Below are 22189 nucleotides of genomic sequence, written 5' to 3'. Positions count from 1 at the left end.
TACGGCCAGGAGCGGTCGCGCGTCAGCCCTGGGCGGAGTACGCCGCGAGGTCCCCGACGAAGTCGTCGTAGATGGACGTGGCGCCCGCCGTCTGCTTGGCGGGGATCGAGTCGGCGAGCACGGAGAAGACGAGCAGCCGGTCGTCGGCGGTGATCACGGTCCCGGCGAGAGCGCGCACCTTGGGCAGGCTCCCGGTCTTGGCCCGCGCGAGCCCCTGGGCGGGGTTGTCGCCCGTGAACCGGCCGTGGCTGGCCGCGAGCGTGCCCGTCAGCCCCGCGATCGGCATGCCGGCGGCCTCGCTGCGCAGCTGGGGGTTCGCCGGGTCGACCATGACCCCGAGCAGGTCGACGAGCTGCTGCCCGCTCAGGTAGGAGCCGTCCCCGAGCCCGGAGCAGTCCCGCAGGCGCGCGCCGGTCATGTCGACGCCGAGGTTCTTCGCGGCCGCGATCACGGCCTGCGTGGCGCCGTCGTTGGAGCCCGGCAGGCCGGCGTCCACCGCGACGAGCCGCCCGAGCACCTCGGTGATCGTGTTGTCCGAGTACTGCATGGCGAACCCGACGACCTCCGCGAGCGGGGCCGAGCTGACCTCGCCGAGCACCCGCGCGTCGTCCGGGGCGTTCTCGTCCACCACGGCCCCGGCGGTCTTGAGCCCCTGGTCCTCCAGGGCCGCGGAGAACGCCTCGGCGGCGTACTTGCCCGGGTCGGACGCGCGGGGACCGTTGTCGGTGTAGCCGTCGGACAGCAGGCCCACGTTGATCCCGACGGACGAGACGGGCGCGATGTAGCCGGCCGCGATGTCGGGGCTGGCGACGGTCGGCGCGATCTCGTCACCGGTGAAGAGAGTGTCGTCGAGTGCGACCCGCACCTCGGTGTCGCCTGTGACCTTGATCTTGGCGGCGACCTGCTGGGCGAGATCAGCCAGCCCGGCCCGGCCGTTAACCGCGTTTGGGTCGCCCTTGCCCTCGGCCAGCATCATGTCGCCGCCGCCGACCAGCACCACCGTGTTGTCGTCGACGAGCACGGCCTTGGTGTCCAGCGTGCTGTTCGCCCTGGACGACGTGAGCGCGGCGACGCCGGTGAACAGCTTCTGCGTGGACGCGGGGGTCATGAGCTTGTCCGGGCTCGACGAGCCGAGCACCTGGCCGGTCGCGCCGTCCGCCACCACGACGCCCACGCGCGAGCCGAGCCGCTTGTCCTTGGCCAGGTCGCTGACCAGGCGCTGCATCTCCACGCTGTCCGGCACCGGGGCGTCGTCCGGGAGGTCCTCCAGGAGCGCGACGGGCGCGGGCCCGTCGACCGCCCCGGGGGCGGACGGGAAGGGACTGGGCTCGGGCCAGGGCGCGGCGGTCGTGAGCATGCCGGGGACCATGTCGTACGCGTCCGCCACCAGGTACCCACCGAACAGTGCGACGACCGCGGCGACGGCAGCGCCGGAGCGCAACCCCCACTCCATGGGCATCCTCTCGATCGTCACGTGAAAGCCATCGCCAACTCTAGTCGCGGCAAACCACGCGGCGTGTACGACAGCGGCGATTCACGGGAAATTTCACCCACACCTGCCGTCGCTTCCCGCGCGCGTCGCGCACGCTGCGAATTATGCCGAACGCGGACAGTGGTTCTGACCACAGGTCACGGTCGGGAAACAAGACACATGGCACACTGGACGAGCGCAAGACCGCCGCCGCGGTAAGACACTTCGGCGACCATCATCGAGAACTGGAGCACATCGGCGTGGAGTTCGACGTCACGATCGAGATCCCCAAGGGTCAGCGGAACAAGTACGAGGTGGATCACGAGACCGGACGCATCCGCCTCGACCGCATGCTCTTCACCTCGACGCGCTACCCGGACGACTACGGCTTCATCGAGGGCACCCTCGGCGAGGACGGCGACCCCCTGGACGCGCTCGTGCTGCTGGAGGAGCCCACGTTCCCCGGCTGCCTGATCAAGTGCCGCGCGCTCGGCATGTTCCGTATGCGCGACGAGGCCGGCGGCGACGACAAGGTGCTGTGCGTGCCGACCGGTGACCAGCGCGCGGCGTGGCGCCAGGACATCGACGACGTCTCGGACTTCCACCGCCTGGAGATTCAGCACTTCTTCGAGGTCTACAAGGACCTGGAGCCCGGCAAGTCCGTCGAGGGCGCCCACTGGGTGGGCCGCGCCGACGCCGAGGCGGAGATCGTCCGCTCGATCCAGCGCGCCAAGGACACGGGCTACTACGACAAGCACTGAGCCGGACCCGGTCACCGAGCCCTGACGACCTCGGCCCGCGTGCACCCCGTCGGGGTGCACGCGGGCCGAGGTACTTCTGCACGACCGTCGGCGAGTCAGTCACTTACATCCAATGTCCTCTGGCACGGCTGGGCCGCAGAGGTAGAAGTCCCAGCCGTTCGTGACGACGTGCTCCCTGCCGTCGGGAGTCAGGTAGGTGAACCTGATGTCTCGCAGGTGTGCGCCGTCCGATGTTCCCGTCACACCGAACACGATCTCGCCGATAGACCCGCTGATGGGCGGATCGCCCTCCACGCGACACTTGCGCGTGACTGTCATGCCGGTGAATTTGTCGTCGATAGGCTCATAGCCCCTCAAGGAAGGATCTTCGAGGGCGCCATATGCACTCCCGATTGCGTTCACTTCTCCGACCGTGAACGTCCTGACACCCACATCGACGGAAACTGGTTCCAGGCCGGCGCTGCTCGACCAGGACACGTCCGCGATCTCGATCGGACCATCTCCCCGAGCGACGCACGGCATAAAGCTCCCGAACATACCGCTCCAGTTGTGACCGTCAGCAAGATCTTCCGGCATCGCAATGCCGATCAACCCGGACCCGGGATACAGAGACAACGCATGATCTAGGTCATCCGCATGAGTCTCCACCCCGTCAGCCTCGTCACCTGCGGAGCACCCCGCAACCAGCAGGCACAGGAGCAAAGAAGCTCCGACCGTGATCGCCCTGTCCACACCAAGCCCTTTCGTCAATTGAAATTTGACATGAAATGGCGGCACGGTGAGGAGTGCATCCTCACCGTGCCGCTCTCAGGGCCTAGCTCTGGTATCGGAGCATCAACTGACGTCTCCCGAAACCACTTTGCGTGCCTGTCGCCATGCTTCCTCAAACTACCCACGGACGACGACGTCCGTTCCTGGCAGGACGGGCAGTACCAGGGCAGTTTGCGGTCAGAACACGGACATCAACAGGTGCATCACCGTCATGTGCCACGGCTTTCTTGCGCGTCAGGGCCGGCCCGCGTAGGGCATCGCGCTCGACAGGCGCAGCGGGTTCTCCGACAGCGGGTGCCCGGGCAGCGTCGCCTCGATCATCATGCCGCCGCCCGTGTACATGGCGACGTGGTAGATCGACGACGGATCGCTCGGATCCGAGCCGTAGAAGATGAGGTCACCGGGCCGCAGGGCACCGTAGCCCACCTTGCCGACCGCCAGGTACTGCGAGCGCGACGTCCGCGTGATGTCCACGCCCTGGCTCGCCCACGACATCATCGTCAGGCCCGAGCAGTCGTACGACGTCGGCCCCGCGGCGCCGAGCAGGTACGGCGCGCCCAGCTTGGTCCGGGCCCAGCCCACGGCGCCGATCCCTCGGCCCGCCGACCCGGCGGAGACCCCTGAGGTGGGCGGGACGACGGGTGCAGCCGCCGGCGGTTCGCCCGACGTCGTGCCGCCACCGCCGGCACCACCGGAACCGCCGCCCGAACCGCCCGGCTCCTCCGCCCGCCCGGCGTCCTCCTCAGCCCGGGTCTCCGCCCGAGCCTCCGCACGGGCCGCGTCCCGGGCCTCCTGCTGCCGTTCAAGCTCCGCCCGCGCCGCCGCCTCGCGCGCGGCCTCCGCGGCGGCGGCCCGGGCGGCCTCCCGCTCCCGCTCGATCCGCACGCTCGTCTGCCGCAGCTCCGCGAGCCGCGCCACCAGGGCATGCCGCTCCACCTCGGCCGCCCGGGTACGCGCCTCGAGGTCCGCGGCCGCGGCCTGGGCGCTGTCGAATGCGGACTCGGCCTGCTCGGCCGCCGCGTCGAGCTCCTTCTTCGCCGCCGTCCAGCGCGCGTCGGCGGACTCCGACGTCGCCCGCGCGTCCTGGTACTCCGCCAGGGCCCCGCCGACCTTGCGCTGCACCGCACGCTCGGCCGCGCTGCGGCCCACCATGTCGGTCACCGAGTCCGCCCGGAGCGCGACGCCGAGCGAGCCCAGGCCGTCGTCGCGCGACGACGCCCGGTACACCTCGGCCAGGCTCCCCCGCGCCGCCACCTCGCCCTGGTGCGCCTTCGCGGCCGCGGACCGGGCCTTCCCCACCTTCCGCTCCGCCTGCTCGACGGCCTGCTGGGCCTCGGCGTAGTCGGCCGCCGCGACCTGCACGCGGACCCGTGCCGCCTCGAGCTCGGAGCGGAGCGTCGCGAGCGCGGCCTCGGCCTGCTCGACGTCGAGGGTGCCGGCGGCGACCGCGTCCCGGGCGGCCTGCGCGTCCTGGGCGGAAGGCGGGTCGGCGGGCGGGTCCGCCTGCGCGCTCGGGCCCCACGGGAACACCAGCCCGAGGGCGAGGACCGCGGCCCCGAGAGCCCGGAGTGCCAGCACGGCGTGGATCCGTCGCATGATCCCCCTTCCGGTCCGCACCTCTTCGGCGTGTCGCCTTGCGCGGATCCTGTGAATCACTTCGTTGTTACCGGTCCAAATGTGCCCCGAGCATCCGAAGTGCGCATCCGGAAGGCAAAACGGCGCATAGGACGACACGGGCCCGGAGTCGCCCGCGGTGTCTCATTTCTGCATCTCACGATTCAAGACATGTCTTTCGACCTCGCCTTGGTGCGTCTACGGTCACACCATGACTCGTCGAATGTGTTGTTGCTGATCCAGCGCACGTTCGCCTGCCCTCGGCCGGTCGGCCGACCTCCGCGTGCGCGCCCTCGACCCCGCCGCGGACCCATCCCCTGATGCGCAGGCCCTCCGGGGCACGCCGCGGCACCGCTCGGTCAGTTCAGCCAGAAGCACGCCACACCGCAGAGGAAGCAGGGAGAGCCATGACTCAGCCCCAGTGGTCGTTCGAGACCCGCCAGATCCACGCCGGCCAGGAGCCGGACCCCACCACGGGCGCACGCGCCCTGCCGATCTACCAGACCACGTCGTTCGTGTTCCCCGACGCCGGGGTCGCGGCGGACCGGTTCGCCCTGAAGGACCTCGGCCCGATCTACACCCGCATCGGCAACCCCACCCAGCAGGTGGTGGAGGACCGGATCGCCAGCCTGGAGGGCGGCGTCGGCGCCCTGCTGGTCGCGTCAGGCCAGGCCGCGGAGTCGCTCGCGATCCTCAACCTGGCGCAGGCGGGCGACCACGTCGTCGCGTCCGCGAGCCTCTACGGCGGCACCTACAACCTGCTGCACCACACGCTGCCCAAGTTCGGGATCGAGACCACGTTCGTGGACGACCCGCACGACCTCGACGCGTGGCGCGCCGCGGTACGCCCCAACACCAAGGCGTTCTTCGGCGAGACCATCCCGAACCCGCGCTCCGACGTGCTCGACATCGAGGGCGTCGCCGCGGTGGCCCACGAGACCGGCGTCCCGCTGATCGTGGACAACACCGTCGCCACGCCGTACCTCATCCGCCCGTTCGAGCACGGCGCCGACATCGTCGTCCACTCGGCGACCAAGTATCTGGGTGGCCACGGCAGCGCGATCGGCGGCGTGATCGTCGACGGCGGCCGGTTCGACTTCGCGGCCGACCCCGAGCGGTTCCCCGGCTTCAACACGCCGGACCCGAGCTACAACGGCATCGTCTTCGCGCGGGACCTCGGCGTGAACGGCGCGCTGGGCGCCAACCTGGCCTTCGTGCTCAAGGCGCGCGTCCAGCTCCTGCGCGACCTCGGCGCGGCGATCTCCCCGTTCAACGCCTTCCTGCTCGCGCAGGGCCTGGAGACGCTGTCGCTGCGGATCGAGCGGCACGTCGCCAACGCCGAGCACGTCGCCCGGTGGCTGGAGAGCCGGGACGACGTCCGCGGCGTGCACTACGCGGGCCTGCCGAGCTCGCCGTGGAACGCCAACGCCCAGAAGTACGCGCCCCAGGGCGCCGGTGCGGTGCTCGCCTTCGAGCTCGACGGCGGCACCGAGGCCGGCCAGGCCTTCGTCTCCGCCCTGCAGCTGCACTCCAACGTGGCGAACATCGGCGACGTCCGCTCGCTCGTGATCCACCCCGCCTCCACGACGCACTCCCAGCTCACGCCGGACGAGCAGGCGCTCTCGGGCGTCACGCCCGGCCTGGTCCGTCTCGCGGTGGGCCTGGAGAACGTGGAGGACATCCTGGCCGACCTGGAGCTCGGCTTCACCGCCGCCAAGAACCTCCTGGGCGGCGAGACGGACTGATCCACCCGCAGTACCCGGGGCGGGCACCGGAGAAACCCCGGTGCCCGCCCACCACCCCGAGCCGCAGGAGGAGCCATGGCCGTCACCACCCCGAAGGCCGCTCACGGTGCCCTTGACCCGAGCATCCGCACCACGAGCGTCCCCTTCTCCGTGCCGCAGGACACGCACGGCGGGGGCGACGTCGCCACGCCCGGCCCGGCCGGACCCGTCGAGACCTCGCGCGCCCGGAGCAAGCCGCCCGTCCCTCCGAGCGGCGCCTGGCGCGAGGGCGACGACCCCGGGCTCCGGCAGTTCGCCGACGTCGGCGCGTTCGAGCTGGAGGCCGGCGGCCGCCTGCCCGCCGTCCGCGTGGCCTACGAGACCTGGGGCACGCTGAACGCCGACGGCTCGAACGCCGTGCTCGTGCTGCACGCCCTCACGGGCGACTCGCACGTCGCCGGCGAGGCCGGGGCGGGGCACGTGACCGCCGGGTGGTGGAGCCAGATGGTCGGCCCCGGCCGGCCCATCGACACGGACCGGTACTTCGTGGTGGCGCCCAACGCGCTCGGGGGCTGTCAGGGCACGACCGGACCGTCGTCGACGGCGGACGACGGGCGCCCCTGGGGCGGCCGTTTCCCCTACGTCACGACCCGCGACCAGGTGGCCGTGGAGATCGCGCTGACCCGGGAGCTCGGGATCCGGTCGTGGGACCTCGTGATCGGCGCCTCGATGGGCGGGCTCCGCGTGCTGGAGTGGGCGCTGCTGGGGCCCGAGTCCGGCATCCCCGTGCGCAACCTCGCCGCGATCGCGACGACCGCGCAGACCGGCGGGGACCAGATCGCGTGGGCGCACCCGCAGCTCGCCGCGATCCGCGTGGACCCGCGCTTCCGCGGCGGCGACTACTACGACGCGGCCGACGACGACGGCCCGCACACCGGCCTGGGCATCGCCCGCCAGATCGCGCACACGACGTACCGCACGGGCTACGAGCTGGACCAGCGCTTCGGCCGCCTGCCGCAGGGCGGCGAGGACCCGTTCGCGGGTGGCCGGTTCGCCGTGCAGTCGTACCTGGAGCACCACGGCGACAAGCTCGCGCGCCGGTTCGACGCCAACTCCTACCTGGTGCTCACCGAGTCGATGCTGTCGCACGACCTGGGCCGCGACCGCGGCGGCGTCGAGGGCGCGCTCAGCCAGATCACCGCGCGCACCCTGGTCGTGGCGGTGGACAGCGACCGGCTGTTCCCGCCCACCCAGTCGGCGCGGCTCGCGCGCTGGATCCCGCGGGCCGAGCCGCTGCGGATCGTCACGAGCGACGTGGGGCACGACGGGTTCCTGGTCGAGGCGGACCAGATCGGCCCGATGGTGAGCGAGTTCCTCGGGTAATCGTCGCGCGGTCCGCACGCCCCAGGCTTAGCGTGGCCGTATGCCAAAGCTCAACCCGTACCTCAGCTTCAAGTCCGAGGCCAAGGATGCCCTGGACTTCTACCAGTCCGTGCTCGGCGGCGAGCTCGAAGTCAGCACCTTCGGTGGAACCCCGATGGAGGGGATGCCCACACCCGACGAGGACAAGGACCTCGTCATGCACGGCCAGCTCGATGCCCCGGGCGGCCTCACGATCATGGCGGCCGACACGCCGTCGTTCATGGAGTACGTGGCGCCCACCAGTGGCGTCACCGTGTCTCTGACCGGCGGCCCGGACGACCACGACTACATCAGGAACGCCTACGAGAAGCTGTCCGACGGCGCGACGCCGGGCCAGCCGCTCGAGCTCGCCCCGTGGGGCGACTACTACGGGGCGCTCACCGACAAGTTCGGCATCTCGTGGATGTTCGACATCGGGACGGAGCAGTCCGCCGGGTGATCTTTCGTTACTGAACCTGGCTCCAGTAACCTTCGTCGGGCCGGTCGACGCCGACCGGCCCGACGAAGAGGAGCGTCCAGTGACACAGCGCCGTGCACTCTCCATCCTTGCCTCGCTCGGCCTCGCGACCTCGGTCGCGGCCACCGCCTCCGCCCCGGCGCAGGCCGACCCGCCGCCACGAGAGGTGCTGTTCGTCGCCAACAACTGGGACGGCACGGCCTCCGTGCTGTCCTCGGGCGCGGACCTCACGCCCGTCGGGCAGGTGGACGTGATCCCCGACCGCGAGCAGCGGATGCGCGAGATCTACCGCGACCCGGTGCGGCTCGCGGCGTTCCTGGTGATCCGGGAGACCGTGGGCGAGGGCCACGACCAGTACGCGGACGACATGTACACCACGCCCGACGGCTCCTCCCTCGTGGTGTCCCGACCGAGCTTCGCCGACGTCGTCTCCATCAGCCTCGCCACGGGCGAGGTCGAGTGGCGGTTCCCCGTGTCCGGCCTGCGGGCCGACCACATGGCGGTGTCGCCGGACGGGACCCAGGTCGCCGTCTCGGCGTCGACCGGTAACCGGGTGCACGTGCTGGACATCGAGACCGGCGCCGAGGCCGGCTCGTTCGCGACCGGCGACAAGCCGCACGAGAACGTCTACACGTCCGACGGGCTGATCTGGAACATGTCCATCGGCGAGGTCAACAACGACCTCGACGACCCCGCGCTCGACTTCCTCAAGGGCGACCGGGTCATCACCGTGGCCGACGCCGAGACGTTCGAGGTGGTGCGCGAGATCGACATGCGCGACCGCCTCGACGCCGCGGGGCTGGGCACCCTGTCCGACGCCGTCCGCCCCGCCACCTTCAGCCCGGACGAGTCGAAGCTGTACTTCCAGGTGTCGTTCTTCGGCGGGTTCCTGGAGTACGACGTCGCGAGCGACCGGATCACCCGGGTCAAGGCGCTGCCGCGCGTCTTCGAGGGCCGCCGCGACGAGATGGTGAACGACTCGCGCCACCACGGCCTCACCATGCAGCCCTCGGGCGAGCACCTCTGCGTCGCCGGGACCATGGACGACTACGCCATGGTCGTGGACCGGGCCACGCTCGCCGAGGGCCCGCGGGTCGACGTCGACAAGCCGTACTGGTCCACCGTGACGGGGGACGGCGCGGCGTGCGTCGTCTCGGAGTCGGGCGCCGACCAGGTGACGTCCATCGACTTCGCGACCGGGCGGAGGATCACGTCGGTGCCGGTGGGCGACCACCCGCAGCGCGTGCGGCTGGGCAGCGTCCCGGCCGGCTGGTCCGGTACGACGAGCCAGGTAGGTTGAACGGATGCTTGCCGCCTACGTGACCCGCTTCTCGCCCGACAGCCCGCTCGACGGCCTGGAGGTGGGCGAGCGACCTGAGCCCGGGACCCCGGAGCACTGGACCACCGTGGAGGTCCGGGCCGCGTCCCTGAACCACCACGACCTGTGGTCGCTGCGCGGCGTGGGCCTGCGGGAGCAGCAGCTGCCGATGATCCTGGGCACTGACGCCGCGGGCGTGGCCCCGGACGGGTCCGAGGTGATCGTGCACGGCGTGATCGGGGCCGACGGCCACGGCGTCGGGCCGAAGGAACCCCGCTCGCTCCTCTCGGAGCGCTACCCCGGGACCCTCGCCGAGCGGGTCGCCGTGCCCACCGCGAACCTGGTGCCGAAGCCCGCCGAGCTGTCGTTCGAGGAGGCCGCGTGCCTGCCGACGGCTTGGCTCACCGCGTACACGATGCTGTTCACGCAGGGCGGCCTCACGCCGGGCGACCGCGTGCTGGTGCAGGGCGCGGGCGGCGGTCTGGCGACGGCGGCGGTCGTGCTGGGCGCGGCGGCGGGCCTGGAGGTCTGGGTGACGTCGCGCTCCGCCGAGAAGCGGGAGCGGGCCGTCGCGCTGGGCGCGGCGGGCGCCGTCGAGACGGGTGCCCGGCTGCCGGCGCGCGTCGACGCGGTGCTCGAGTCGGTGGGTCAGGCCACCTGGGCGCACTCGATCCGCTCGGTGCGGCCGGGCGGCTCGGTGCTGGTCTGCGGCGCGACGTCGGGCGACGCTCCCCCGGCGGAGCTGACGCGCATCTTCTTCCAGGAGATCCGGGTCCAGGGCGTCACCATGGGCTCGCGGGAGGACCTGGGCGTGCTCGCCCGGTTCTGCGCCCGTACCGGCGTGCGCCCGGTGATCGACGCCGAGGTGCCGCTCGCAAAGGCCGCCGAGGGCCTGGCACGCCTGGACGAGGGCGGACAGTTCGGCAAGGTCGTCGTCCGGCCCTAGGCCCGCCGGCCCGCTCAGGCGAACCGGCGGGAGAACTCCTCCACGAGCGTGGGGCCCGTGTCGCCGATGCGCCACACGCTCCAGCCGTCCGCGGTGTACGAGCCCGAGGCCGCGGTGGCCGCCGAGTCCGGGTGCCGGTACCGGGCGCCGTTGGCCAGCTCGATGGCGCCGTCCGGCAGGAGCATCGCCTCGAAGTGCTGGTTGCGCCTCGGGCGCGACCACACGATCCGGGTGGGCATGCCGATGCTGCGGGCCAGTGCCTCCAGGTCGGGGTCGTCCTCCTCCTCGAACAGCATCGGGGTGCTGGCCCGGATGCTCTCGCCCGGCGGCACCGGACGGGCCGGCGCCTCGGGCGCGCTCGACGGGTACGGGTCGGCGGCGAACGACGTCTGCCCGTAGCCGTCGTCCGGGCCGGCCAGGTAGCCGCCGGACTCCCACGGGCTCTGCTCCACCACGACCGGCGCAGCGCCGTCGGCGTAGGGCGACTGGTAACCGGGCTGCTCGCCGTAGCCGTAGCCGCCCTGGTCGCCGTAGCCGGAGGCCTCGGCGGAGTAGTCGTACGCGGGCGCGGCGGAGGCGGGCGCGAAGGACGACTCGGACTGGAAGGCGGGCTCGCGCTCGTAGCGGGGCCGGGTGATCTCGAAGTCCGGGGTCTCCGGCTCGGGCGCGGCGGCGTAGGCGGGCGCCTCGTCGTACGGCGCGGGCTGCCAGAGGTTCTCCTCGGCCGGCTGCGGCGCGGGGGGCGGCGGGGGCGGCGCGTAGGGGGCGGCGGCGGACGGCGTCGGGCCGGACGCCGGGTAGCCCCCCGGTGCCGGCTCGTCCGGCTGGCTCGACGCCGCGAACCGGTCGGTGCGCGAGCGGCGGCGTACCGACGGGGCGGCTGCCGGGGCGGGTGCCGGCTCGGCGGGGGTCTCCGCGCGGGCCGGCGTGCTCGTCCCGCCCAGGGAGGACCGGCTCGCGGCGAGGCGCGGCGGCGTGCTCGGCGTCGGACGGGACTCCGCGCCGGGGCGCACCCGGGAGACCGGGGAGCTCGGTACGGGCGGGGCGCTCGGCGGGGCCGGGGGGCTCGGCGGTGCATCGGCCGGCGCGACCTGGGCCGGCGCCGCCTCGGACGACGCCGCGGCCTGCGCACGGCGGCCCGCGCGGGTGCCGGCGGCGCGCTCGGGCGTGCCCCGCTGCGCACCCCCGCGGAGGCTCGACCGGAGACCGGTCGCCGCGTTGGTGGGGCTGGACGGCGGGCCGTCGGCGACGGGCGGCTTGGGCGGCGCGGGGCGCTCGGGCCGGGCCTGCGGGGCCTGGGCGACGACCGGCATCTTGCCCGTGAGGGCGTAGCCGACCTTCACCCCCTCCTCGAAGGCGTCCTTGGGCGCCGAGGAGCCGCCGCCGGTGACCCCGCCGGTCACGCCCGTACCCATGGACGTGCTGACCGAGCTCGTGATGGTGCCGCCGATCGGCGCCGACTTCGGGGCCGGCAGGCCGGGCGGCAGGTGCACCACGAGCGGCGACACGTCGAGGAACTTGCGGCCGTCGTTCGAGTTCACGACGCCCATCTTCAGCACCTCGACGGGCATCGAGGGCTGGCGCAGGAAGTCGACGGCGTTGAGGATCTCGTCGGGCGCGTTCTGGCAGATGATGATGAGCCGCGCGCCCCCGCCGCCGTTCTTGCCGGCCTGCGTGCGCGTGATCGGCACGCTGTCGTAGAACGCCGCGACGTCGTGCTGGAACGAGCTGGCCCCGCCGCGGTAGCGCGCCGCGAGCTCGGCGCGGGTCAGCCGCCCTGCCGCGCCGGCGTGGTCGAGCGCCTTGGCGAGGTTCTCGCGGTCGAGGTCCGCCACCAGCTCCACGACGACGGGCGAGCCCGACGCGTCGAGGGCGAGCAGGTGGGGCTCGTCCGGGCCGGAACCCTGCGCGATCGGGAAGACCTCTTCACCGAGGAGCCCGTCGATGTGGGAGTCGACCACCTGGTTGGCCGTGGTCTTCAGGCCGGGTTCGGAGCCGTCCGGGCCGTTGGCCGACGTCACGAGGAGTGGCCGCTGGGTATCGACCTCGAACAATGGCATCTCGTGATCTCCCCGGGTCCTGCGGCATCGGTCCGCCTTAGCCTAAAGGCCGCTGGCAAGTGTCCGGAAACACGGGGGTGAAGGGTTAGTGAGACTTGTCCAGTGGCCGCGCGGTGCGTAGGGTCCCGGCCATGATCACGACCCACGCCCCCACGTTCCTGTCCCGGCGACGTTCTGTCGCCGGTCAGCAGGCGCGCGGAGCGGGAAGGTGCCACCAGGCACGTCGATGAGCGCCGCGGCGTCGGTGACGACGCTGTGGCCGGTCCTGGCCGCGGGTCTCGTGGCCGGGTACGCCGTGGCCCTGCCGGTGGGACCCGTCGCGTCGTACCTCGTGGGCCTGGCCGCCCGGCACCCGTGGCGCGTGGGCGTGGCGGGCGCGCTGGGCATCGCGACCGTGGACGGCGCGTACGCCCTGGTCACCGGCCTCTTCGGCACAATCGTCGCCGACCTGGTGCGGCCTGTCGCCGGTCCGCTCCGGGTCGCCTCCGCCGCCGTGCTCGTGGTGCTCGCCGCCCACGGCGCGTGGACCGCGTGGCGCGAGCGGGCGGCGTCGGACGGCGGGACGCGCACCGACCCGCTCAGCGCGCCGCGCGCCTTCGGAAGGTTCGTGGCGATCACCGCGATCAACCCCGGCACCGTCCTGTTCTTCGCCGTGGTCGTCACCGGCGGCGCGCTGCTGCCCGACGCCGCGGCGACCGGTGCCGCACCGGCCGCCGCCGTCGTGTTCGGGGTCGCCGCGTTCCTGGCGTCGGCGTCGTGGCAGCTCGTGCTGGCGCTCGGCGGCACGCTGCTGGGCCGGGTCCTGTCCGGGCCGCGCGGCAGGCTGGGCACGGCGCTGGCGTCGTCGGGCCTGATGGTGGCCCTGGCCGTCGTCCTGCTGCTGGGCTGAGGCCGCGGACGCCGCCGCACCCGTCAGGAGTGGCCGGTCTCCGACTCGTCGGCGGCCAGCCGCTCCTCGACCCGGGCGATCTTGCTGTCGATCTGCCCGGCGGCGGCACCCGGCCGGATGTCGGCCTTGATGACGAGGGACACCCGGTGCCCGCCGCGCGCGACGGAGTCGGTCGCGCGCTGGATCACCGGCATCACCTCGTCCCAGGACCCCTCGATCTCGGTGAACATCGAGGTGGTCCGGTTGGGGAGCCCGGACTCCCGGACGATACGGACGGCCTCGGCGACCTGGTCGGCGACGGACTCGCCTGCGGTCATGGGGGCTACGGAGAACGCGAAGACAGCCATGCACCCATCCTGCCCCCTCCGGACGGGTCCGGGAGGTACTGACCTGTGCGACGCGCACGTAGGCTCGACGCGTGAACGTCACCCTCCTCGCCGGCGGGGTCGGCGGTGCGCGGCTCGCGCACGGCCTCGATCTCGCGCTCGGCGCGGCACCCACCGGAAAGCCGGCCCCGGCCCTGACCGTCGTCGTGAACGTCGGCGACGACACCGAGCTGCACGGCCTCGACATCTCCCCCGACATCGACACCGTGCTCTACACCCTCGCCGAGCTCAACGACGAGGAGCGCGGCTGGGGCCTGCGCGGCGAGTCGTACGCGACGCTGTCCGCGCTCAAGGACCTCGGCGAGGACACCTGGTTCACCCTCGGCGACCGGGACCTCGCGACCCACATCGTGCGCACCGCGCGGCTGCGCCGGGGCGAGCCGCTGTCCGCCGTCACGGCGCACCTGGCCGCCGCGATGGGCGTCCGCCCGCGGGTGCTGCCCGCCACGGACGACCGGCTCGCCACCCTCGTCGACACCCCGTCGGGACGGCTCGGCTTCCAGGAGTACTTCGTGGGGCGGCAGCACGCGGACGCCGTCCTCGGCCTGCACTTCGACGGGGCCGACGCCGCCCGCCCGGCCCCCGGCGTGCTCGACGCGCTGGCCGCCGAGCTGGTGGTGCTCGCGCCGTCCAACCCGTTCCTGTCCATCGAGCCGCTGCTCGCGGTGCCGGGGGTCCGGGAGGCGCTGGCGACCGCCCCGGGCCGCCGCGTGGCGGTCAGCCCCATCGTGGGCGGGCAGGCGATCAAGGGACCGGCCGCCCAGATCCTGGAGTCGCTGGGGCACGAGGTCTCCGCCCTGGGCGTGGCCCGGATCTACGCGGACCTCGTGGACGTCATGGTGATCGACGAGCGCGACGCGAACCTCGCCGGGCCCGTCGCCGACCTCGGCCTGACCGTGCACGTCACCGACACGATCATGGGCGGCCCGACCGGCCGTGAGCGCCTGGCCCGCGAGCTGCTGGCGTTCGTATGACCCGCTCGCCCGGGCAGGGCGGGGGCACGACGGCGGTGGTGCCCCTGCGCGACGGCGTCTCGGGCAAGTCCCGGCTCGCCGCGGTGCTCGACGCCGGTGCGCGGCGCCGGCTCGTCCGGGTGCTGGCCCGGCACGTGGTGTCCACGCTGCTCGCGGCCGACGGGATCGACCGGGTGGTCGTGGTGACGGCGGACCCGGTCTTCACGCGCGAGACCCTGGCCGGACTGCCGGTCCAGGTGCTGGAGCAGCCCGCGGACCGGCCGGGCCTGAACGCCGCGCTGGAGCACGCCCGGGAGGTCCTGGCGGCGGACGTCGTCGGGTCGCCGAGCCCGCGCCTCCTGGTCGCGCACGCCGACCTCCCCGCGCTGTCCCCGGCCGACGTGTCGGCCCTGCTTACCGAGGAGGCCCCGGTCGTGATCGCGACGGACCGGTACCGATCGGGCACCAACCTGCTGCTCATCCCCTTCGAGACGGGCTTCCGGTTCCGGTTCGGCGTCGGGTCCCTGGCGGCGCACCTTGCCGAGGCCGAGGCCCGGGGGCTGACGGCGCGGGTCGTGGACCGGCCCGGCACCGCCGTCGACCTGGACACCGCAGACGACTGGTCGCAGCTCCCGGACGAGGTGCGGGCCGCCGTCGGCGCGCAGGTGCCCGGGCTGCCGGCCTAACCGCGCACCGGGGCCTCGGCCGAGGCCGCCTCGACCGCCGCCCGCAGCCCCCGGATCGCCGCCGGCAGCCGCGCGTCGGCCAGGTTGCCGTAGCCGACGACGAGCACGGTCGACCGGGCCGACGGCGCCGCCTGGTACCGCCGCAGGTCCACCAGCGCGACGTCCCGCGCCGCCCCCTCGCGCACGACGGCGGCGGCGTCGACCTCGCCTGGCCCGGCCCGCACCCCGGCCAGGTCCACCGTCACGTGCATCCCGGCCGCGATCCCGCCGATCCGCGCGCCGGGCAGCTCGCGCTCCAGGGCGGCCAGGAGCGCGGCCCGGCGCCGGGCGTACCGGGTGCGCGCCGCGCGCAGGTACCGCGCGTAGGCGCCGTCCCCGACGAACCGGGCGAGCGTGAGCTGGTCCAGCGTCGCCGGTCCGGGGGCGGGGCCGCGGCGCACGGACACGTCCAGCACCGGGGCGCGCCAGCGCTGCGGGACCACCATCCAGCCGATCCCGAACGCCGGGGCCAGCGTCTTGCTCGTCGAGCCGAGCAGCAGCACCCGGTCCGGGTCGAGCCCCTGGAGGGCGGGCACGGGCCGGCGGTCGTAGCGGAACTCGGCGTCGTAGTCGTCCTCGATCAGCAGCCCGTCCACCTCGCGCGCCCAGTCGAGCAGCGCCGCGCGTCGCTCGTCCGGCAGGGCCGCGCCCAGCGGGAACTGGTGCGCCGGGGTCAGCAGCGCGGCCCGGGCACCCGTGCGGGCGGCCTCGGCGCGCAGCCGCGCGGGCGAGATCCCGGCGTCGTCCACCGGGACCGGCACCGGGGTGAGGCCCGCGGCGGCGGCGACGTCGCGCAGCGCGGCCCAGCTGGGGTCCTCGACGAGCAGGTGCGTGTGGCCCGCCGCGGCGAGGGCCGCCGCGATCCGTGACATGCCGTCGGCGGCACCCCGGGTGAGCAGCACGGCGTCGTCGGGCCCGGACACGATCCGGGAGCGCCGCAGGTGGGTCGCCACCGCCGCGCGGGCCGCGGGGTGCCCGGCGGGCTGCTGCGCGCCCAGGTCCTGGTTGGTCGCCTCCGCGAGCGCCTCGCGGGCCGCGCGCAGCCAGGCGTCGCGCGGTACGTGCCGCAGGTCGGGCACGCCGGGGGCGAGGTCGTGCGTCGCGCGGTCGAGGGCGCGCTCCAGCCGCGGGGCGAGGGCGGCCCGCCGCGCGGCGCCGTCCGGCACGGCGGTGGGCGCGACCGCCGCGACCCGCGTCGCCGACCCGGTGCGCGCCTCCAGCACCCCCTTGCCCACCAGGTGCCCGTACGCCTCGGTGACCACCCACCGCGAGATGCCGAGGGCGTCGGCGAGGGTGCGGCTGGGCGGCAGCGCCGTGCCGGGGGCCAGGCGGCCGGAGGCGATGTCGCCGAGGATCGCCTCCTCCAGCCGGTGCCGCAGCGCGCCCGGACCGGGGGCCGGCGCGATCAGCACGTCGGCAGAATTGGTCTGGTCCGGGGCCATGGCATTGGACCGTAGCACCAGACCGATCTCTCCCTAGCGTGGTACGTGCCGGGCAGGAGCCCGGGAAGTGACCGCCGAAGGAGCTGACATGCGGTACCGCACGCTGGACAACGGGCACACGTCGTTCGAGGTGTCGACGCTGTGCCTGGGCACCATGTGGATGGGGACCCGGACGGACGAGGAGACGTCGTTCGCGATCCTGGACCGGTTCACCGAGGCCGGGGGCACGTTCCTCGACACGGCCAACAACTACAACTCCTGGGGCGAGGGGTACGGGCGCGACTCCGAGGACGTGCTCGGCCGCTGGCTCGCCGCGCGGGGCAACCGCGACGAGCTGCGGATCGCGACCAAGCTAGGCGCGGCCAGGAAGGACCCGGCCCTGCCGCTGTCGACGACGCCGCCCACCAACTACCAGGGCCTGGGCGCCGCGACGATCGACCGGGAGGCACGCGAGAGCCTGCGCCACCTGGGCCTGGACCACATCGACCTGCTGTACGGGCACGTGGACGACCGGGACACGCCGCTGGAGGAGACGGTCGGCGCGTTCGGCAAGCTGGTGGACGAGGGGATCGTAGGGATCCCCGGCATCTCGAACGTCGCGCTGTGGCGCGTCGTCGAGGCGCGGGGGACCGCCGCGCGCCTCGGTGTGGCGCCGTACGGCGCGGTGCAGCAGTGCCACAGCTACCTCTACCCGCGCCCGCAGCCCATCCGGACCAACTGGGCCACGCCCGAGCTGCTCGACTACGCGCGGTCCACCGGCACCGACGGCCGGCCGGGGCTCACCGTGCTGGCGTACTCACCGCTGCACCAGGGCGTGTTCAGCCGCGACGACAAGCCGTTCTATGACGGGGCGGACCACGCGGGGTCCCGCGCGCGGATCACCGAGCTCCGGGCCGTCGCCGCCGAGCTCGGCGCGACGCCCAACCAGGTGGCCCTCGCGTGGCTCCTGGGCGGCGAGGTGCCGGTGGTCCCCGTGTTCGGCGCGAGCAGCGTCGCGCAGCTCGACGAGGCGCTCGGCGCGGTGGACCTGGTGCTCGACGACGACGTGCGGGCGCGGCTCGACGCCGCGTGACGCCGGGTCACCACCCGCCGCGGTGCACCACCTCGTCGAGGGGCTTGCGCCGGCGGCGGGTGGGCGAGCCCTTCGCGCCGCCGTCGGCCGGGTGCCCGACGGCGACGACGCCGGTGATCTCGAACTCCTCCGGGATGCCGAGCTCGGCCCGGACCGCCGGCACGTGCGCCGGCGGGACGCCGAAGAAGCAGGCGCCCAGCCCCTCGTCGACGGCGGTCTGCAGCATGAGCAGCGACGCCATCCCGACGTCGACGTGCCAGAAGGGGACGGGCCAGCGGGCCTCGTCGAGGTCCTCCCAGCCCTTGTCCTTCTCGGCGTACCGCCGCAGGTAGGCGGCCTTGGACGCGAGCGCCAGCACGATCACGGGCGCGGTGCGCATGCCGGCGAGCCACGCCGACATGTCGCGCTCCGTGTCGTCCGGGGTGGACGCCGCCCAGAACCGGTCCCGGTCCTCGGGCGTCTCCAGCACCACGAACGCCCAGCCCTGGCTGAACCCCGCGCTCGGGGCGCGGACGGCGTTGCGGGTGATCCGGTCGACGGCCTGCGCCGGGACGGGCTCGGCGGTGAACTTGCGGTGCATCCGGCGCGTGCGGACGACGTCCTGGAACTCCATGAGTGCATTCTCCCTTCCGGCCGCCGAACGTAGGCCTGGTCGTTCTGTCGGCGGTCTTGACGCGACCAGGCCTACGTTCGGCCACCCACGAATCTGGTTGCCGAGTGGCGACCCGGCCGCGAGGGTGGGCACATGACTCTCCAGGCGATCGAGCAGGCAACGCTGCCGCACGGCAACTTCGAGGGCTACCTCCACGGCTCCGAGGTGTCCGTCATCTTCGAGCGGGTGGCCCAGGACGGCACCGGGCCGCGACTGCACCGGCACCCGTACTCCGAGACGTTCGTGATCCGGTCCGGCCGAGCGCTGTTCACCGTGGACGGCAAGGAGTTCGAGGCCGTGGGCGGCCAGATCCTCGTGGTCCAGGCGATGGTGCCGCACAAGTTCAGGACCCTCGGCGCCGACCTCTACGAGGCGGTCCACATCCACGCGAACGACCGCTTCGAGACGGAGTGGCTGGAGTAGCCGCTACAGCCGGTCGGCGATGACCTCCAGCAGGGACTTCCCCTCGACGCCCATGAGGTCCAGCGCCTGGGTGCGGCACGAGAACCCGTCGGCCAGGTAGGTGGTGCCGGGGGCGGCATCGCGGAGCGCGGGCAGCAGCGCGTTCTCCGCGACCGCCACCGACGTCTCGTAGTGCCCCTTCTGCATGCCGAAGTTGCCGGCCAGGCCGCAGCAGCCCGCGAGCACCTCGATCTGCGCGCCGCCCTGCTCCAGCAGCGCCTGGTCCGCCTCGTACCCCATCACGGAGTGCTGGTGGCAGTGTGGCTGCACCACGGCCGAGACGTCGGCCAGCGAGGGCATCTCCCACTCGTCCGGGGTGTCGTCCGAGGTCAGCAGCTCGGCCGCCGTCCGCGTCATGCGGGCCACGGCCTGCGCGCGCGGGTCGTCCGGGAACAGGTCGATCAGATCGGACCGCAGCACCGCGGTGCAGGACGGCTCCAGCCCCATGATCGGGATGCCGTTCACCGCGTACGGCCCCAGCACCTCCAGGAGCTTGAGCAGCCGGCGCCGGGCGCCGTCGAGCTGGCCCGTGGAGATCCAGGTCAGGCCGCAGCACGCCTGCTCGTCGGGCACGATGACGTCGAACCCGGCGGAGGTCAGCACCTTCAGCGCCGCCTGCGGCACCGTGGGCGAGAGCGCGTCGCTGAACGAGTCGGTCCACAGGACCACCTTGGGCTTGGTCGCGAGCCGCGCCGCCGTCCTGCCCTCGTGTCCCGGCTCGCCCGTGACCGGCAGCCCCGGCACGCCGTGCGTCGCGCCGCCGCGCGCCCACCACTGGCGGAACGGCACCTCGGCGAACTTCGGCATCGACCGGCGGGTGTCCATGCCGCCCGCCCACAGCACCGCCTTGCCGATCCACCGCACGCCGAGCAGGGCGTTGACCAGCTCCGGGACGGCGCCCGCGAGGCGCGCCCAGCGCGGCAGCCAGCCCAGGGCGTAGTGGTCCACGGGGCGCAGCTTGCCGCGGTAGGTGCGGTAGAGCACCTCCGACTTGTACTGCGCCATGTCCACGCCCGCGGGGCAGTCGCTGGAGCAGGCCTTGCAGGACAGGCACAGGTCCAGCGACTCGCGGACCTCGGGCGCGGCGAGGCCGCCGACGAGGGTGCCGTTCACGGCCTCCTGCAGCACCCGGGCCCGCCCGCGCGTCACGTCCTTCTCGTCCTTGGTGGCCTGGTAGCTGGGGCACATGAACCCGCCCGCGGCCGAGTTGTCGGCCCGGCACTTGCCCACGCCCACGCAGCGGTGCACGGCCGTGGTCAGGTCGTTGTGGTCGTGCGCGAACGAGAACCCCTCGTACCCCGCCTTGCGGCGCACGCCGTGCCCCGAGCCCTTGCCGACCAGCGGCAGCTTGGTGCGCACGGCCGCGGCGGCCGGGCGGCGCAGGTCGTCGTCCACGGCCCGCGGCCGCACGACGACGCCGGGGTTGAGCAGGTCCTTCGGGTCGAACAGGGCCTTGAACCGCTCCATCAGGGCGATGGCCTCGGGCGAGTAGATCAGGGGCAGCAGCTCCGAACGGGCCCGGCCGTCGCCGTGCTCGCCGGACAGCGACCCGCCGTACCGGGCCACGAGCTCCGCGGCCTCCATCATGAAGGTGCGCAGCACCGAGCCCGACGTCTCCAGCGGGATGTCGATGCGCAGGTGCACGCAGCCGTCGCCGAAGTGCCCGTAAGGCAGCCCGTCGACGCCGTAACGGTCCATCAGCGCCTGCAGGTCACGCAGGTAGGGTCCGAGCTTCTCGGGCGGTACCGCCGAGTCCTCCCAGCCGGGCCACGCCTGCTCCCCGGCGGGCGTGCGGCCGGCGAGCCCGGCGCCGTCGGCCCGGATCTGCCACATCTTGGTGGCGTCCGGCCCGGCGGGCAGCACGGCTGAGTCGAGCGCCGTCGACGCCGCGACGATCGCGTCCGCCCGGCCCAGCGCCTCGGCCTGCGACGAGCCGCCGACCTCGATCATGAGCCAGCCCGTGACGTTCGGGTCGCCCGCGCCGGGCAGCGGCGGTACGGACGTGGCGCCCTTGGCGCGCCGCACGACGTCGACCAGCCGCGCGTCGAGCCCCTCGATGGCGAGCGGCTTGTGGTCCAGGAGCCGCGGGACGTCGTCGGCGGCGGTGGCCATGTCCGGGTAGCCGAGGACGACGAGCGTGGGCGCGCCCGGCACCTCGACCAGGTTGAGCTCCGCCTCCAGGACCGTGACGAGCGTGCCCTCCGTGCCCACGAGCGCGCGGGCGAGGTTGGACCCGTTCTCGGGCAGGAGGTGCTCCAGCGAGTAGCCCGACACCTGGCGGCCGAACCGGCCGAACTCGGTGCGGATCAGCGCGAGGTTCTCCCGGACCAGCTCCTTGAGGCCGGGCACGTCGGCGAACTCCGGGTCGCCCGAGCCCGCGGTGAACCGCCGCCCGGCTCCGTCGACCACGTCGAGCGAGACGACGTTGTCGGCCGTACGGCCGTACGCGACCGCGTGCGGGCCGCAGGCGTTGTTGCCGATCATGCCGCCGAGCGTGGCCCGGTTCTGGGTGCTCGGGTCGGGGCCGAACCGCAGCCCGTGCGGCCTGGCCGCCGCCTGGAGGGTGGACATGATCGTGCCCGGCTGCACGCGGGCCGTGCCGCGCTCCGGGTCGATCGCGAGCACCTGGTTCAGGTGCCGGCCCAGGTCGAGCACCACGCCGGGGCCCACGGAGTTGCCCGCGACCGACGTGCCGGCGCCGCGCGCCGTGACCGGGACCGCCAGCTCGCGCAGCGCCCCCAGGGCCGCGACGACGTCGTCGGTGCTCTCCGGGAAGACGACGCCCTCGGGGACCACGCGGTAGTTCGACGCGTCCGTGGAGTACTCCGCGCGGCGGCGCGTGCTGGTGTCGACGGCGCCGTCCACGACGGTGCGCAGCGCGTCGGCGACCGCCTCGCGGGCGGCCTCCGCGGCGTGGTCCGCCTCGCGGCGTGCGGCCTTGCGCCGCTCCTCGCTCTCGGCGCGGCGGCGCTCCGCGTCCTCGGCGGCGCGGGCCTCGGCCTGCTCGCGCGCGGTGCGGGCGGCCTCGGCGTCGTCGGCGGTGTGGCCCTTGTCGTTCATGCCG

The 22189-nt window shown here is 73.6% G+C and carries 19 protein-coding genes; 11 read left to right on the top strand and 8 right to left on the bottom strand.

Annotation, left to right across the window (positions count from 1 at the left end):
* Positions 1 to 22: 22 nt before the first annotated feature.
* Positions 23 to 1474, bottom strand: a complete 1452-nt coding sequence (dacB, locus tag ACIPN7_RS14945) for a D-alanyl-D-alanine carboxypeptidase/D-alanyl-D-alanine-endopeptidase (protein ID WP_400543400.1) — start codon at positions 1472 to 1474, stop codon at positions 23 to 25.
* Positions 1475 to 1731: 257 nt separating this feature from the next.
* Between dacB and ACIPN7_RS14940 the strand changes: the two genes are divergently transcribed.
* Positions 1732 to 2232: an inorganic diphosphatase gene (locus tag ACIPN7_RS14940; protein WP_119141774.1), complete on the top strand. Its 501-nt coding sequence runs from the start codon at positions 1732 to 1734 to the stop codon at positions 2230 to 2232.
* 99 nt (positions 2233 to 2331) lie between these two features.
* Here the strand turns inward: ACIPN7_RS14940 and ACIPN7_RS14935 are convergent, their stop codons facing one another.
* Positions 2332 to 2964, bottom strand: a complete 633-nt coding sequence (locus ACIPN7_RS14935) for a hypothetical protein (protein WP_400543396.1) — start codon at positions 2962 to 2964, stop codon at positions 2332 to 2334.
* Between the two features lie 273 nt (positions 2965 to 3237).
* Complete coding sequence (locus ACIPN7_RS14930) at positions 3238 to 4599, bottom strand: NlpC/P60 family protein (RefSeq protein ID WP_400543393.1); 1362 nt, start codon at positions 4597 to 4599, stop codon at positions 3238 to 3240.
* A gap of 425 nt (positions 4600 to 5024) precedes the next feature.
* On the opposite strand from ACIPN7_RS14930, the gene ACIPN7_RS14925 reads away from it, so the two are divergent.
* The 5 genes from ACIPN7_RS14925 to ACIPN7_RS14905 all read left to right on the top strand — a co-directional run bounded on the left by ACIPN7_RS14925 (position 5025) and on the right by ACIPN7_RS14905 (position 10484).
* Positions 5025 to 6362 carry a bifunctional o-acetylhomoserine/o-acetylserine sulfhydrylase gene (locus ACIPN7_RS14925; protein ID WP_400543390.1) on the top strand — a complete coding sequence of 446 codons (1338 nt, stop codon included), beginning with the start codon at positions 5025 to 5027 and terminating at the stop codon, positions 6360 to 6362.
* A gap of 75 nt (positions 6363 to 6437) precedes the next feature.
* Positions 6438 to 7724, top strand: coding sequence for a homoserine O-acetyltransferase (locus tag ACIPN7_RS14920; protein ID WP_400543387.1), 1287 nt, complete (start codon positions 6438 to 6440; stop codon positions 7722 to 7724).
* Positions 7725 to 7764: 40 nt separating this feature from the next.
* The gene (locus ACIPN7_RS14915; protein WP_400543384.1) at positions 7765 to 8202 is read left to right on the top strand and encodes a VOC family protein; all 438 of its coding nucleotides are present in this window, start codon (positions 7765 to 7767) and stop codon (positions 8200 to 8202) included.
* Positions 8203 to 8281: 79 nt separating this feature from the next.
* A complete protein-coding gene (locus ACIPN7_RS14910; RefSeq protein ID WP_400543381.1) occupies positions 8282 to 9520 on the top strand; it encodes a YncE family protein in 1239 nt (412 codons plus the stop codon).
* A gap of 4 nt (positions 9521 to 9524) precedes the next feature.
* On the top strand, positions 9525 to 10484 hold the full coding sequence (locus ACIPN7_RS14905; protein ID WP_400543379.1) for a zinc-binding dehydrogenase: 960 nt from the start codon (positions 9525 to 9527) through the stop codon (positions 10482 to 10484).
* A 14-nt stretch (positions 10485 to 10498) separates the two neighbouring features.
* On the opposite strand, the gene ACIPN7_RS14900 is transcribed toward ACIPN7_RS14905, so the two are convergent.
* Entirely contained in the window at positions 10499 to 12544 is a 2046-nt protein-coding gene (locus ACIPN7_RS14900) for a hypothetical protein (protein WP_400543377.1), read from the bottom strand.
* Positions 12545 to 12752: 208 nt separating this feature from the next.
* On the opposite strand from ACIPN7_RS14900, the gene ACIPN7_RS14895 reads away from it, so the two are divergent.
* The gene (locus ACIPN7_RS14895; RefSeq protein ID WP_400543374.1) at positions 12753 to 13433 is read left to right on the top strand and encodes a LysE family translocator; all 681 of its coding nucleotides are present in this window, start codon (positions 12753 to 12755) and stop codon (positions 13431 to 13433) included.
* Between the two features lie 23 nt (positions 13434 to 13456).
* On the opposite strand, the gene ACIPN7_RS14890 is transcribed toward ACIPN7_RS14895, so the two are convergent.
* The gene (locus tag ACIPN7_RS14890; protein ID WP_020017921.1) at positions 13457 to 13780 is read right to left on the bottom strand and encodes a thiamine-binding protein; all 324 of its coding nucleotides are present in this window, start codon (positions 13778 to 13780) and stop codon (positions 13457 to 13459) included.
* 71 nt (positions 13781 to 13851) lie between these two features.
* On the opposite strand from ACIPN7_RS14890, the gene cofD reads away from it, so the two are divergent.
* Positions 13852 to 14793 carry a 2-phospho-L-lactate transferase gene (gene cofD / locus ACIPN7_RS14885; RefSeq protein WP_400543371.1) on the top strand — a complete coding sequence of 314 codons (942 nt, stop codon included), beginning with the start codon at positions 13852 to 13854 and terminating at the stop codon, positions 14791 to 14793.
* On the top strand, positions 14790 to 15458 hold the full coding sequence (gene cofC / locus ACIPN7_RS14880) for a 2-phospho-L-lactate guanylyltransferase (protein ID WP_400543368.1): 669 nt from the start codon (positions 14790 to 14792) through the stop codon (positions 15456 to 15458). Before cofD ends, cofC begins: the two co-directional genes overlap by 4 nt.
* On the opposite strand, the gene ACIPN7_RS14875 is transcribed toward cofC, so the two are convergent.
* Positions 15455 to 16939, bottom strand: a complete 1485-nt coding sequence (locus ACIPN7_RS14875; protein WP_400543365.1) for a PLP-dependent aminotransferase family protein — start codon at positions 16937 to 16939, stop codon at positions 15455 to 15457. The two genes, cofC and ACIPN7_RS14875, sit on opposite strands and share 4 nt — an antisense overlap.
* A gap of 88 nt (positions 16940 to 17027) precedes the next feature.
* On the opposite strand from ACIPN7_RS14875, the gene ACIPN7_RS14870 reads away from it, so the two are divergent.
* Positions 17028 to 18011, top strand: a complete 984-nt coding sequence (locus ACIPN7_RS14870) for an aldo/keto reductase (protein ID WP_400543362.1) — start codon at positions 17028 to 17030, stop codon at positions 18009 to 18011.
* 7 nt (positions 18012 to 18018) lie between these two features.
* On the opposite strand, the gene ACIPN7_RS14865 is transcribed toward ACIPN7_RS14870, so the two are convergent.
* On the bottom strand, positions 18019 to 18624 hold the full coding sequence (locus tag ACIPN7_RS14865) for a nitroreductase family protein (protein ID WP_400543359.1): 606 nt from the start codon (positions 18622 to 18624) through the stop codon (positions 18019 to 18021).
* 132 nt (positions 18625 to 18756) lie between these two features.
* Between ACIPN7_RS14865 and ACIPN7_RS14860 the strand changes: the two genes are divergently transcribed.
* The gene (locus tag ACIPN7_RS14860) at positions 18757 to 19086 is read left to right on the top strand and encodes a cupin domain-containing protein (protein WP_400543356.1); all 330 of its coding nucleotides are present in this window, start codon (positions 18757 to 18759) and stop codon (positions 19084 to 19086) included.
* 3 nt (positions 19087 to 19089) lie between these two features.
* Here ACIPN7_RS14860 and ACIPN7_RS14855 read toward each other — a convergent pair whose 3' ends face one another.
* The gene (locus tag ACIPN7_RS14855) at positions 19090 to 22185 is read right to left on the bottom strand and encodes an FAD-binding and (Fe-S)-binding domain-containing protein (RefSeq protein WP_400544386.1); all 3096 of its coding nucleotides are present in this window, start codon (positions 22183 to 22185) and stop codon (positions 19090 to 19092) included.
* Positions 22186 to 22189: the final 4 nt, after the last annotated feature.

The organism is Promicromonospora sp. NPDC090134 (assembly GCF_044746965.1).
In the GTDB taxonomy this organism is placed as follows: domain Bacteria; phylum Actinomycetota; class Actinomycetes; order Actinomycetales; family Cellulomonadaceae; genus Promicromonospora.
Note: the sequence above shows the minus strand (reverse complement) of the source record. Positions and strands in the feature narration are given on the sequence as shown.

What these genes read in the sequence shown, in the direction of transcription:
- ACIPN7_RS14930 (WP_400543393.1), bottom strand. Translation starts at nt 4,599, where the DNA reads ATGCGACGGATCCACGCCGTGCTGGCACTCCGGGCTCTCGGGGCCGCG.
- ACIPN7_RS14925 (WP_400543390.1), top strand. Translation starts at nt 5,025, where the DNA reads ATGACTCAGCCCCAGTGGTCGTTCGAGACCCGCCAGATCCACGCCGGC.
- ACIPN7_RS14920 (WP_400543387.1), top strand. Translation starts at nt 6,438, where the DNA reads ATGGCCGTCACCACCCCGAAGGCCGCTCACGGTGCCCTTGACCCGAGC.
- ACIPN7_RS14915 (WP_400543384.1), top strand. Translation starts at nt 7,765, where the DNA reads ATGCCAAAGCTCAACCCGTACCTCAGCTTCAAGTCCGAGGCCAAGGAT.
- ACIPN7_RS14905 (WP_400543379.1), top strand. Translation starts at nt 9,525, where the DNA reads ATGCTTGCCGCCTACGTGACCCGCTTCTCGCCCGACAGCCCGCTCGAC.
- ACIPN7_RS14900 (WP_400543377.1), bottom strand. Translation starts at nt 12,544, where the DNA reads ATGCCATTGTTCGAGGTCGATACCCAGCGGCCACTCCTCGTGACGTCG.
- ACIPN7_RS14890 (WP_020017921.1), bottom strand. Translation starts at nt 13,780, where the DNA reads ATGGCTGTCTTCGCGTTCTCCGTAGCCCCCATGACCGCAGGCGAGTCC.
- cofC (WP_400543368.1), top strand. Translation starts at nt 14,790, where the DNA reads ATGACCCGCTCGCCCGGGCAGGGCGGGGGCACGACGGCGGTGGTGCCC.
- ACIPN7_RS14875 (WP_400543365.1), bottom strand. Translation starts at nt 16,939, where the DNA reads ATGGCCCCGGACCAGACCAATTCTGCCGACGTGCTGATCGCGCCGGCC.
- ACIPN7_RS14870 (WP_400543362.1), top strand. Translation starts at nt 17,028, where the DNA reads ATGCGGTACCGCACGCTGGACAACGGGCACACGTCGTTCGAGGTGTCG.
- ACIPN7_RS14865 (WP_400543359.1), bottom strand. Translation starts at nt 18,624, where the DNA reads ATGGAGTTCCAGGACGTCGTCCGCACGCGCCGGATGCACCGCAAGTTC.
- ACIPN7_RS14860 (WP_400543356.1), top strand. Translation starts at nt 18,757, where the DNA reads ATGACTCTCCAGGCGATCGAGCAGGCAACGCTGCCGCACGGCAACTTC.
- ACIPN7_RS14855 (WP_400544386.1), bottom strand. Translation starts at nt 22,185, where the DNA reads ATGAACGACAAGGGCCACACCGCCGACGACGCCGAGGCCGCCCGCACC.